Source organism: Terriglobia bacterium, assembly GCA_032252755.1.
Lineage (GTDB): Bacteria > Acidobacteriota > Terriglobia > Terriglobales > Acidobacteriaceae > JAVUPY01.
Window position 1 is genome coordinate 151,136 of sequence record JAVUPY010000024.1, and the last position, 13,021, is coordinate 164,156.

At 58.0% G+C, this 13,021-nt stretch carries 8 protein-coding genes; 5 read left to right on the forward strand and 3 right to left on the reverse strand.

Going from position 1 to position 13,021, the window contains the following annotated elements; genetic code table 11:
• Positions 1–350 precede the first annotated feature (350 nt).
• Both ROO76_04930 and ROO76_04935 read right to left on the reverse strand, forming a co-directional pair.
• Positions 351–3,590 carry a DUF3857 domain-containing protein gene (locus ROO76_04930; GenBank protein ID MDT8067492.1) on the reverse strand — a complete coding sequence of 1,080 codons (3,240 nt, stop codon included), beginning with the start codon at positions 3,588–3,590 and terminating at the stop codon, positions 351–353.
• 121 nt (positions 3,591–3,711) lie between these two features.
• Positions 3,712–6,468: a bifunctional acetate--CoA ligase family protein/GNAT family N-acetyltransferase gene (locus ROO76_04935; GenBank protein MDT8067493.1), complete on the reverse strand. Its 2,757-nt coding sequence runs from the start codon at positions 6,466–6,468 to the stop codon at positions 3,712–3,714.
• A 263-nt stretch (positions 6,469–6,731) separates the two neighbouring features.
• On the opposite strand from ROO76_04935, the gene ROO76_04940 reads away from it, so the two are divergent.
• The 4 genes from ROO76_04940 (at position 6,732) to purM (ending at position 11,107) form a co-directional block, all read left to right on the forward strand.
• A complete protein-coding gene (locus ROO76_04940; protein MDT8067494.1) occupies positions 6,732–7,682 on the forward strand; it encodes a metallophosphoesterase in 951 nt (316 codons plus the stop codon).
• A gap of 182 nt (positions 7,683–7,864) precedes the next feature.
• Positions 7,865–8,629 (forward strand): SRPBCC family protein, encoded by a 765-nt coding sequence (locus ROO76_04945; GenBank protein MDT8067495.1) that lies wholly within the window; start codon positions 7,865–7,867, stop codon positions 8,627–8,629.
• Positions 8,630–8,656: 27 nt separating this feature from the next.
• Positions 8,657–9,847: a zinc-dependent alcohol dehydrogenase gene (locus ROO76_04950; GenBank protein MDT8067496.1), complete on the forward strand. Its 1,191-nt coding sequence runs from the start codon at positions 8,657–8,659 to the stop codon at positions 9,845–9,847.
• A gap of 225 nt (positions 9,848–10,072) precedes the next feature.
• Positions 10,073–11,107, forward strand: a complete 1,035-nt coding sequence (gene purM / locus ROO76_04955; protein MDT8067497.1) for a phosphoribosylformylglycinamidine cyclo-ligase — start codon at positions 10,073–10,075, stop codon at positions 11,105–11,107.
• A gap of 105 nt (positions 11,108–11,212) precedes the next feature.
• Here purM and ROO76_04960 read toward each other — a convergent pair whose 3' ends face one another.
• Complete coding sequence (locus ROO76_04960; protein ID MDT8067498.1) at positions 11,213–11,512, reverse strand: hypothetical protein; 300 nt, start codon at positions 11,510–11,512, stop codon at positions 11,213–11,215.
• A 238-nt stretch (positions 11,513–11,750) separates the two neighbouring features.
• Between ROO76_04960 and nadA the strand changes: the two genes are divergently transcribed.
• Positions 11,751–12,860 carry a quinolinate synthase NadA gene (gene nadA, locus ROO76_04965; protein MDT8067499.1) on the forward strand — a complete coding sequence of 370 codons (1,110 nt, stop codon included), beginning with the start codon at positions 11,751–11,753 and terminating at the stop codon, positions 12,858–12,860.
• Positions 12,861–13,021: the final 161 nt, after the last annotated feature.

Consider the following 13,021-nt stretch of genomic DNA (forward strand, 5'->3'; position numbering starts at 1 on the left):
GCAAGCGCTGAGTGACAATTCATTTTTCTTCAGTGATCGAACTGACGTACAAGTGAATGTGATCTACATCACAAGAACTCGTGATTATAACAGGAGTGCGAAATTCGCCAACTGGTTCCGTGGTCTGAATCAAATTTTTTTCCGCTACTTTCGTGCTCTCACCGTTAATACGTTCCAGTTACATTGCACGCGGGGGTGCGCCCCACACAAACAAAGCACCGCGTTGTGTTGGATTCCACTTTGAAGATCTAGTTCCGGAAATATTTTCCCCGCGGTAGAAATCTGGAGTGAGTGCTCAGGGTTCAAAGAGGAGATCAGAGAGGCGCGCGTAACTCCGCGCCTCTCTAATCCTATTTTGCCTCATTCACGCGATCGAATAGTCCCTGTATATCCTTCGGCACATCCACCGCCCCGTCGAACGCGGATCCCGCAGGGATCAGTACCAGGTCGCATCGCGTCGTCGCCTTCGAACAGCTGACGATTCCCCGCCTGTAAATTCTGTCTTCGGGCGCAATCGCCGGATACTTAACAGTCTTCAACTTGTCAGCGAAATCCTTCATCGCCGCGCTTCCTTTCGCGAACGTTACATTCTCAGCCGTCGGCCCGCGCAGCACGATGTTGAACTCGGCGAAACCATCCTGCGTTCCTTTCCCCAGCGGAACGCTGCGCTCCTCGCCCAGTTTGCTCCGCTTCGAATTCACCAGGGCATCGACCTTTTTATCGCCCACCAGCGCCGCCAGCCTGCCGCGTGTCTCCGGCACCGTTCCAGGAGCCGCCATCGCCTCGGCGTACATCTCGATTGCCTTATCCTTCATCCCGCGCTTTTCGTAAATCTGAGCCAGGTGGTCGCCGACTTCTCCCGCCTGCGAAATATCCCACGAAGCGCGAACATATTTTTCCGCGGCGTCGAGCTTTCCCTGCTGGAAGTACACCCACCCCAGCGTGTCCCAGTACGACGCGAGCGAGTTCGTCAATCCCGGCCCCTGTTCGATCACCTGATCCATCGGCAGGTTATTCAGAGTCGCCACCGTCATCGCAACCGCCGACTGGGCGTACTTCAACGCCAGATCAAGTGACTGTTTCTCCTCCGCCAGTGCGTAAGCAACGTTGTTCCACATGATGGGCGTCGGAGAAGCCTTGACCACCTTGTCGAACATCGCCAGCGCCTTGTCGGTCTTCCCCGTCTTCAGGTATGCATCGCCAAGCTGCTGCTGAGTGAAAGGGTCGTCTCCGGCAATGTTCAGTGCCTGTTCTAGTTCGGGGATCGCCTCTGCGTACTTATGCCGCCGCGCCAGCATCAACCCCAGGTTGCGGTGGGCGTACTGATCCAACGGATTGACCTCGATCTGCTTGCGGTATTGCGCCGCCGCGTCGTCGTACCGCTCCATCCGCTCGTAAATCAAGCCCAGGTTGTTGTACGAGTACTCGTCGTAAGGATTGAGCGCGATTTGTTTTTTGACCGCAGCTTCAGCCTTGTCGTAGTCGTGCAATTGCATGTAGGCGCGCCCAAGATTGTTCCACGCGGTTTTGTGTTTCGGGTCCTGCGCGACAACCTTCTCCCACAGTTCGGCCGCCAGTTTGTACTTTTGCGAATCGAATGCCGTGACCGCGGCCTGATCCAGTTCATCTTCATCGACACCCTTGGTCGCATCGCTCGCCGAAACCTGGTCGACTTCAACTCCAACTTCCTGCGCCGCGTCCCGTGTTACGACGTTCCTGAAGGCATCCAAGCTCGCCGCGTCCGACGGCTTGACCTCCGCAGCGAGGAACCTCATCTGCCGCGTTGCGGTAAACACATCCTTGTCGAGTTGATACGAAGATTCATACTCAGCGTATGGCCGCTTCATCGTCACCGGCACCGGCATCGTCAACTTGTAATGGTCCGGCACCGTAATCTTCATCGTGAGATCGATCAGGCCTCTTCCGCCGAGTTCTGCGGGGTCGGTATCGTCAGAATCGAGATCCGGCAGGCGAATCGCCGGGAGCGGCACCCTGAACTTCGATTTCTTTGCCGTGAAGTCCACGAAACTTGGAGTTGTGAGCGTGAACGACAATTCGAAGGGCTTGCTCGTATCGGAAATGTCACTGGTTTTTATGTCTTTGACATCGCCGATCATGCCATCAAGAAAGGCGATCCGCTGGATCAGTTCCGGCCAGTTCGGTTGGGGAACCTTGCGCAGCAGGGTACGAAATGCCAGTTCAAGGTCACCGCGCGTTGTGTACTTAACCGTACGCTCCAGGCGTCCGAGGTCGGTGATCTTGCCGGTTATTTCAATTTTCTGCAACGTCGGCATCGGCCACTCCGCGGGCGTCTGTATGATTTCCGCCTTTCCTGCAGGCGTAATCAGCACCGCGTCCTTGTGGCGGATTGGCGCCCACAATGCTCCAAACGGCGCAACCTCCGACGTGGTATCCACGATCACCCGCTCGTTCCCCAGATGCACCGCCGTAATCACGTGATCGAATTGCGAAGGTGACGGTACATCGCGATCCAGCCTTCGCCGCGAGTGAATCAGCACCGTATCGGAGTCGATATGCACCGCCGCGAGCATCGCCGCGAGCAACGTGTGCTTGTCTTTGCAATCGCCGTACTGGTTGGCAAACACCTGCGAGGCCGCATGCGGCTGGAATCGTCCCACCCCGAAGGACAGGCTCACATACCGGAAGTTCTTCGCAACGTAGTCATAGATCGCCTGCGCCTTCTCGCGATCCGTCTTCGCGTCCTTTGTGAGTTCCAGCGCCTTGGCGGTTATCTCGGGGGTCGGGATACGCCGATCCCGCTCCAGTCCGGCGTACCACGCCGCCAACTGGTCCCAGTTCTCGAACGTGGTCGCCGCAACGTCAGCCGTCGCCGAGGGCTTCTTCGGCTTTTCGTCTTTTTTCTTCTTCGGGTCTTCGCGCTCCAGGTATTGGCTGGTCCACGTGTAAATGCGCCGCCCATTCGCATCCGTGATCTTCGGTGGATACGCCGGACCCATCTTGAGTTTCACGTTGCGTCCGGCTGGGATATCCAGTACCAGAGTTTCGTTCAGCGTGATGACGTCTTTCTGGAAGGTATAGTCCATCCAGAACTGGCCGGGAGCAAGCGGTTCCAGGTAATCGGTTTCGATTGCGTATTCCATGACCTCGCCTGGTTGCAGCGACGGAACCGTGATGTGCTTCTCGTGCAGATCGCTGTAGACCGGCGCCTCGCGAGCGACCGGACTCGTCATGTCCTGAACCGCGCTCTCGCCGACATTCACCACCTTGCCGTCTTTCTTGAACACGCGGACGTAATTGATCTTCATCGCTTCGGTAGCCGAGTTGTAGGCGAACACCAGCTGGCCGAGAGCGGAAACCGCCGCCTCGCTCTGAATCCGAATCCGCCCCGTCTGACGTCGATATCCCCGGCCATCGTTCTCGAAGTGGTACACCGTCTCCAATTTCTCGAAGACGTAGGCCTCTTTCGAATAATCGGCAATCCTCTCCGGCTTCGACTCTGCCTGGGGTGGCGCCTGCTTCTGCGGCGCATTCGGCAGGGACTTTTCCTGGGCGTAGAAAGAAATCGGGAGGAATAGGGCTAGCGTGCAGACGGCAAGTTTCCGGAACATAGCTCCGAGTTGTACCTCAAAATTCGACGAAAGGCCATGAGTAGATCACCTATTCACCGGCAGAACGAAAAAGCCCAGCCGAACAGGCCGGGCTCGAGATGCGTCCGTTCGAAACGAAGTACTACATCGTCTTTTCGCCCTTCACCATGTTCTCTTCCATTTCCTCGCTGATCGCGAAGCCGAGCTTCTCGCAGACGCGCCGCATCTCGCGGTTCTCACCCAGCATGGTGCTGACGACCTTTTCGATGCGCTCATCCTTTGCGACGTCCAGCAACCGCCGGTAGAGTTCCGTTCCCAGGCCCTTGCCCTGGAACTCGTCCATCACCAGCGCCGCCAGTTCTGCCTCGTTGCAGCCGTGCTGCTTGCTCAAACGGCCAACCGCAACGATTTCAGGATTGCCTTCCGCATCTTTCCGCTCCACTACCAGGGCCATCTCGCGGTCGTAGTCGATGAAGCAAATCCGTGTCAGCCGTTCGTGCGCCGTGCGCTGGCTCAGCTTCAGCGGCTGGAAGTACCGCAAGTAGACCGTGCGCTCCGAGAGCTTCTTGTGGAAATCGATCATCCGCGGCTCATCTTCTGGGCGAATCGGCCGAATCACCACCCGCTCGCCATTCTTCATCGTCCACTCGGCAACGTATTTCTCCGGATACGGCCGCACTGCACTTCTCGGCAGATCCTCCTCTTTCGTCGCCGGGTCATGCAGCACTACGCGCGCATCGAGGGCCAGCAAGCGCTCCGGCGAGGCCAGCAGCGGATTGATGTCCAGTTCCTTGATCCAGGGGTTCTCGACGACCAGTTCGCTGAAGCGCATCAGCAGTTCTTCGAGCCCCGGCAGATCGACTGGCTTACGTCCGCGAACACCTTTCAGCGCCCGATAGATCTTCGTCTGCTCCATCATGCGGCGCGCCAGGGTTGTGTTCAGCGGTGGCAGCGCCAGCGCTTTGTCCTTGAACACTTCCACCAGCTGCCCACCTGTACCAAACAGCAGTACCGGTCCAAATTGCGGATCGATGCTCGCCCCCAGTATCAGCTCATATCCATCCAGCTTCGCCATCGGCTGCACGGTCACGCCCTGGAAGTGTTCCGCTCCGGCCTTCTCCGCCACCGAAACCTTTATCTGGTTGAACCCCTTGCGCACGGCGTCGGCATCTCTGAGGTTCAGAATCACCCCGCCGACGTCCGTCTTGTGCGAAATTGTCAGCGAGTAAAGCTTCAGCACTACCGGGAAGCCAATTTTTTCCGCCGCCTTCACCGCTTCGGCTTCCGTCCCCGCGATTTCCGTCGTCGTCGTCGGAATGCCATAAGTCTCCAGCAGCTTCTTCGACTCGTACTCCGTCAGGATCGTGCGCCCGGAGGCTTTTACCTTGTCGATGATCGCCCTGGCTTCCTCGCGCTTGGGCTGCGTGATCGCGCCCAGTACCGGGGTTTCATAGATTCCCTTGAGGTTGTAGGCGTACTTCCACATGTAGTTGAACGCCCGCACCGCCGTGTCGGGGAACGCAAAGCTCGGAATTCCGCACTGGTTCAGGATGTCCTCGCCAGCCGCGACGGTGTTCCCGCCCATCCAACTAGCCAGCACCGGCTTGCCCAACCCTTTGGCATAGGGCTTCAGGTGCTCGGCAATCTGTGTCGGATTCGTCATTCCCTGGGGAGTCATTACCACCAGCAGGCCATCGATGTTCGGGTCTTTCGCGCAAATCTCCAGCGACTTGGAATAACGTTCCGGCTCCGCATCGCCGAGAATGTCGAGGGGGTTGTTGTGGCTCCATGCGGCCGGCAGAATCTGGTTCAGTGCGTCCATTGTCTCTTTTGAGGGATCCGCCAGTTCGCCGCCACCCTGGATGAGAGCATCCGTCGCGAGCACTCCCGGGCCGCCCGCGTTGGTCACGATTCCCAACCGGTTCCCTTTTGGTCGCGGCTGTTTCGCCAGCACTTCACTCATATAGAAGATGTCGGCGATCGAATTCACGCGCAGCACTCCGACTCTCCGAAAAGCCGCGTCCAGCACGTCATCCGAACCGGTCAACGAGCCCGTGTGAGAAGCAGCTGCTTTCGCCGCCGCCGCCGTGCGCCCCGCCTTGATCACGATGATCGGCTTCGACAGCGACACCTCGCGCGCCGCTGAGAGGAACGCCCGCGCATCCCCGATCGACTCCATGTAGATGACGATCGACTGCGTCCGTGGATCGTTGCCGAAGTAATCGATCAGGTCGCCCCAGTTGATGTCGAGCATCGAGCCAATCGACACGAAAGAGCTGAAACCGACGTTCTCCTTCAAACTCCAGTCGAGAATCGCCGTGCAGAGCGCACCGCTCTGGCTGATGAAAGCGACATTCCCGGGCCGCGCGATCGTCGCTGCAAACGTGGCATTCAGTCCCTTCAGCGGGTTCATTACTCCCAGACAGTTCGGGCCGATAATGCGCATCTTGCCCCGAATTGTCTGCATGATCTCGTCTTCCAATTGCTTGCCGCGCGGGCCGATCTCCTTGAATCCGGCGGAAATCACGATCCCGCCCGGAATGCCGAGTTCAACCGCCTCTTGCATCAGCGCCGGAACTGTTTCCGCGGGCGTTGTCACCACCACCAGGTCCGGAATCTCCGGCAAATCCTTCAGGCTCGGGTATGACCTTATCCCCAGCACATTCGGGCGCTTCGGATTCACCGGGTACAGGGTTCCTCCGAACGGACTACTCACGAGATTCCAGAGGACGTTACGGCCAACGCTCCCGGCACGCTCGGAAGCTCCAACCAGTGCCACGCTCTTCGGTACAAATATGGGGTCCAGTGGATGCCCTTCGGTCCGCAAGATGTCGTGCGAACGGGCCTTCCCGCTTGTTTTTCCAACTTTGTTTACCGCCGGTTTTTCAGCAGTCGTCATGAGAGCTCACCTTCTATCTATCTTTATGAAAGCAATAATAGGACTTCCCCGGTCAATCCTTCGGATGCCGGGCAATATAATTGTTCCAAGCGGGTTGGGGAAAAAACAGTAGCCGCGACACATCGAGATGTGATTGTCGGTTTCCACCTGCTCCCCACAATCCGCAACACTTGCTGTCAACTATTGTGCCATCTCTGGAGCCTTATCTTGGTCCCACAGCTTGCATCTCACCATCTATACTTCAGCACTCCTGAGAGGTTGTCTTGAAACGAGTTCCCCAGTTCCTTCTGCTCTGCGCAGTGCTCATGGCCTGTTCCCTGACATCTTTGGCGCAGACTCCTGCCGTCGCGCTGAAGATCGACGTCCACGCCCCATTTAAGTTTATTGCCTACGGCGACATCCGCTTTATGAATCCTGCCTACACGAAGGACAGCGATCCGGTTCGTCGCAAGCTGCTGGTCGACAAAATCGCTTCCGAGAAGCCCGCGTTCCTCCTGGTTACCGGCGACCTAGTTGCCAACGGCTCCGATGGACGGCAGTGGCAGGTCTTCGACAAGGAAACTGCTCCGCTGCGCAATGCGGGCGTCCCCATCTATCCCGTGCTCGGTAATCACGACCTCGTCGGAAACCAGTCCGTCGGGCTGCGCAACTACTTCCAGCGCTTTCCCGATCTCCAGAACAGCCGCTACTACTCTCTTCGTGCCGGCAACGTTCTCATTCTCGCTCTCGACAGCTCGCTCGACCACCCGGGGGGCGAAGAAATGCAGTGGTTCGATCGCCAGATCAATGCCCTGCCGGACGGCGTTCAGTTCGTGATCGTCCAGTTACATCACCCGCCCCTGACCCGCTCGCACGATATGGCCTTCGGCGGCGGACACTCACCGCGAAAGCCGGAGCAGGAGATGGCGGACTTCATAGAATCGCGTGCTGCACAGTCGAAGGCGAAATTCGTCGTCATCGCAGGACACGTTCACAATTACGAACGCTACGAACGCAATGGCGTCATGTACGTGGTGACGGGCGGGGGCGGCGCAACTCCGTACATGATTCATCGCCAGCCGAACGACTACTACAAAGATCCCGGCCCGAGTTACCATTACTGCCGCTTCGAAGTAAGCCGCGGCAAGCTGACCATGCATATGATCAAGCTGGAGTGGGATGGCAAGAACGCCAACTGGCAGGAACGCGACTCCTTCGAAATAGATGCCAAGTAAATCCTTATCGGTGCCCCACATCTGCCGCAGTCAGCAGATGTGGGGCGCTGGGCAAAGCTGCCTTGCCCCCTCATCACTGCACACCTGAATAGAAGCTCAAATCCTCTCGGCTCCGCGCCAAACCCCCGCGCTCCCGCCGCATCCACATAAAGCGTTCCCAAATTCAAAGGCGGTCAATCCAGATGAAACATGGAAAAGGCTATGACCTGCATTCCCGTTTTGACGAGGGTGTTTTTGCAGTACCATCCCGGACAGAAACCATTCGTCCCTGGGCCAGCATAGGTGGCGGAGCCGCCATGGCGGCCTTCGGCGTCTCCCGCAAATCCTGGCTTGGAACAGCCCTCGCCGCGGCCGGGGGATTCCTCGTATACCAGGGTTTCCGCGATTCGCACAAAGCAGCACACCCGATTCACGTCGAGCGGAGTTTCACTATCAACCGGCCCACTAACGAAGTTTTCAGCTACTGGCGAAATTTCGAGAACCTGCCGAAATTCATGCGCCATCTCCGCTCGGTCGAAACCACGGGCGATCGCACCTCCCGTTGGCAAGTCCGCGCGCCTCTTGGCTGGCCTATCGGCTGGGACGCGGAGATCACGGACGAGCGCGAGAACGATTACATTCTCTGGCGTTCGCTGCCCGGCGGCACCGTCGAGCATCGCGGCTCCATCGAATTCCGCAATGCTCCTTTCGAGGGCGCAACCGAGATCGCCGTCTCGCTCGACTATCGTCCGCCCGCCGGCAAACTTGGCTCCGTCTTCTCCCGTCTCTTCGGCGAGAACCCGGAGCAGCAGGTGCGCGAAGACCTGCGCGGCTTCAAGCAATTGATGGAGGCCGGCGAGATTCCCACAACCGAAGGTCAGCCCTCGGGGCGCCGCTCGGCGTTCGTCCGCATGATGCAGGCCGCCACCGCCGACCGAAGCACCGTCGAAGAACGTACTGCCGTCTAGGCAAATTTCGCGCTGGAGATTGCACTCATGAAAGCAGTTTGCTGGTTTGGTAAAAAAGACATCCGGGTCGAGTCCGTTCCCGATCCGCAAATCCTCAACCCGCGTGATGCCATCCTGCGCATTACACGCACCGCTATCTGCGGCTCCGACCTGCACCTTTACGACGGCTACATTCCGACCATGGAGCAGGGCGACATTCTCGGCCACGAATTCATGGGCGAGGTCGTCGAGGTTGGCAGCGCAGTCAACAAATTAAAGGTCGGGGACAAGGTGGTCGTTCCGTTCACCATCTGCTGCGGCCAATGCTACTTCTGCAAAAATAACCTCTGGTCCGCCTGTGACAACACAAATCCCAACGCCTGGATGCTCGAGAAGATGTACGGCCATAACGGCGCCGCGCTCTTCGGCTACTCGCATCTTTACGGCGGATACGCGGGCGGCCAGGCACAGTACGTCCGGGTACCCATGGCCGATGTCGGGCCCATCAAGGTCCCGAACGATATCCCCGATGACAAAGTTCTCTTTCTCTCTGACATCTTTCCCACCGGGTATCAGGGCGCGGAGAATTGCGACATCAAGCCGGGCCAGGTCATTGCAATCTGGGGTTGCGGACCCGTCGGCCAGTTCGCCATCCGCTCGGCCTACATGCTCGGCGCCGGGCACGTCATCGCCATCGATCGTTTCCCCGAGCGCCTGCAACTTGCCGCAAAAGCCAACGCCGAGGTGCTGAATTACGAGGAAGTTCCCGACCTGATCGACGCCCTCAAAACCCTGACAGGCGGTCGCGGCCCCGACGCCTGCATCGACGCGGTCGGCATGGAAGCTCACGGTCACTCCATGGATGCCTATATGGATGAAGCCAAACAGAAAGTGAAGCTCACCTTCGATCGCCCCGTCGCGTTGCGCCAGATGATGCAGGTCTGCCGCAAGGGCGGCATCATCTCAATACCCGGCGTCTACGGTGGTTTCCTCGACAAGGTTCCCATGGGCGCGGCGTTCGCCAAGGGTCTCACGTTCCGCATGGGCCAGACCCACATGATCAAGTACCTGCAACCCCTGCTCGATCGCATTCAAAACGGCGACATCGATCCTTCTGAGATCATCAGTCACCGTGTCGCAATCGACCGGGCGGCGGACATGTACGAGATCTTCTGCAACAAGGAAGACCACTGCACCAAGGTCGTGCTCGACCCCTGGGCCACCGCCGCTGCGGCGTAGTTGATTTTCTGCCCTGCCTTCTCGCGCGCATTCCAGCGCGAGAGGGTGGGGATTCTTGACTTACGGTTTTCGCCTTTGCGGTTCTTTCGGTTGCTCGGCTTCTTTGACCTCCAGATTTCACGCGCCATTTCGTGCCATTACCAGTGATACAATGCTGTATTCCCGCGGCTTCAGCCGCCTATTTTCACCGCTTCCGCGAAAGTCGAGACTCCCTTGGCTCTGGACATGGAAAACACAATCACCTATGCCGATGCTGGTGTAGACATCGAGAAGGCCAATCGCACCAAGCAGCGCATCAAATACCTCGCTCATAAGACATTTAACAAGAGCGTTCTCAGCGAAATCGGCGGTTTCGGCGGCCTCTTCGAAGTAGACAAGAAGAAATTCAAGGACCCGGTCCTGGTCTCCAGTGTTGACGGCGTCGGCACGAAGCTCAAAGTCGCCTTCGAGATGAACCTGCACCACACCATCGGCGGCGACCTCGTCAATCACTGTGTCAACGACATCGCCGTGCAGGGTGCCACTCCGCTGTTCTTCATGGATTACCTCGCCGTCGGTAAACTCGAGATGGAAACGGCCGAGAAGATCGTCGCCGGTGTCGCCGAAGCCTGCAAACACAATGGCTGCGCCCTGATCGGCGGTGAAACCGCCGAAATGCCCGGCTTCTATCCGCCCGGCGAATATGATCTCGCAGGGTTCATCGTCGGCGTCGTCGAAAAAGACCGCGTCATTACCGGCAAGGCGGTCCAGGTCGGCGATATCCTTATGGGCCTTCCTTCAACAGGCCTTCACACGAACGGCTACTCGCTAGCCCGGAAGCTGCTGTTCAGCGTCGCCCGTTACTCGCCGGAGACTTACGTCAACGAAATTAAGGACAAGGTCGGCGCCGCGCTCATGAAACAGCACAAGTCTTATTGGCCGATCGTTCGCCGCATGCTGGACGCCGAGGCCGTCAGCGGGATGGCCCATATCACCGGGGGCGGCATCACAGAAAACCTGCCCCGCGTGCTCCCGAAGGGCTTCGGCGCGGTCGTAGAAATGGGGACATGGCCCGTTCCCCCGATCTTCGAACACATGCAGAAGCTCGGCAATATCGAGCACGCCGAAATGATGCGAACCTTCAACATGGGGATCGGCATGATCCTCATCGTCAACCCGAAGAAGTTCAAGAAAGCTCAATCCATCCTTGAACGGATCGGCGAAAAAGGTTACGTCATCGGCCGCATCGTGAAGGGCGACCGCAAGGTGCAATACAGCTAAAAAGATACGAGGTACGAGGTTCCAGGTATGGAAAAAAGCCCCGGGATTCCGGGGCTTAGCTTTGTGCTTTTCCTTGCACCTCGCGCCTAATACCTCGAACCTCTCTCAGAACGGCTCAAAATCATCGAACTTCACACCGCCGTTCTCCTTCACCTCTTCCACCACGTTGAATAACTCCGCCGTCGGCTCGGCGCCCTCAATTTTGTTTTCCAGCAGATCCAAATCATCGACGGCCTCGGCCAGCATTCCCATGGACTTCAACTCTTGCGCAACATGTTTCTTAAACTCATCCTCGGACTCAACGTATGCCATCGCGTTCACGTGCGCACCTTTCGCTCCGGCGAACGGATCATATCCGGGCATTGCCCGCACCCGCACCACGCCAATCCAGACCTCACGCCCCATGCGTGAATTCTATATCTCTTTGTGCCCTCGTGACTTCGCGGTAAACCCCACTTTGGGGAAATGCTCCAATAGTTGCGACTTCCCACTCATTCATGCATCATTATTGGTGAAGAACGACCGCGGGCTTCAACAACCCCGCAGGCGGGGCGCTACGTGAAGTAGCGCAGTGCGTCTGCTGGAGCCGAGCGGCAAGCTTTCAACAACCCCGTCCCGGTAAGGGACTGAGAGCGAGATTACAGTGGCTACAGCAATCAGTTCTGCATGTTCTCTTGACAATTATCTTGTCCTGCCCGACTACTCGATGGACGAGCGCATTCGCATTGCGCGCGAGCGACTCGGCGACCAGTGCGTCATTCTCGGGCACCACTACCAGCGCGACGAAGTCATTCGCTTTTCCGACTTCCAGGGCGACTCCTACCGCCTCTCGCAGCAGGCCGCCAGCACCCGCGGCAAGTACATCGTGTTTTGCGGCGTGCACTTCATGGCCGAAAGCGCCGATATCCTCGCGCGTCCCGGCCAGGTCGTCGTTCTCCCCGATCTGAACGCGGGATGCTCGATGGCCGATATGGCTGAAATCGGCCAGGTGGAAGACTGCTGGGAGCAACTCGTTCGTCTCGGCATCACCGACGAGGCAGGCAACGGCATCACCCCGATGACCTACATCAACTCCACTGCAGCCATCAAAGCCTTCTGCGGAGAGCGTGGCGGCATGGTCTGCACCTCGTCGAACGCGCGTGGCGCCATGCAGTGGGGTTTTGCGAAAAACGAAAAGATACTCTTCCTCCCCGACCAGCATCTCGGTCGCAATACTGGCTACAGCATGGGAATCCCTCTCGATCAAATGGTCGTCTGGGATCCGTACGCGCTTCAAGGCGGCCAATCCGCCGACAAACTGCGTACCGCTAAGGTCATTCTTTGGAAAGGCCACTGCTCGGTGCATCAGCGATTTCTCCCCGAGCATGTCGATAGACTTCGCGCGAAGTATCCAGGGATCCGAGTCATCGTTCATCCTGAGTGCCGCTGGGAAGTCTGCCAGAAGGCTGACGAACTGGGCTCTACCGAGAAGATTCGCAAATTCGTAAAAGATCAACCCGCGGGTACAGCCATCGCCATCGGTACGGAACTCCACCTCGTCAACCGCCTGGCCAAGCAGTATCCAGACAAAACGATCATTACCCTCGACGATTCGGGCTGCCTCTGCACCACGATGTACCGCATCTCCCCACAGCACCTCGCCTGGGCCCTCGAAAACCTCGTCGAAGGCACCGTCGTGAACCAGATCAAAGTCGCCCCTGACGTAAAACACTGGGCGCGGGTTGCGCTAGACCGCATGCTCGAAATCCAATAGACCGAAGAAGTGGGCGCCCCATCCCAGCCCGCAGCTGGCCAGGATGGGGTAGTTCCGTTCTTGAACTCTACCATCCCACCTGTCACACACCGTTTTAGCTTCACCGCTTTTCGATGGCTCGATAACCCGTCCGCTCGATGGCCCGATTCCTTCTCTGTTAT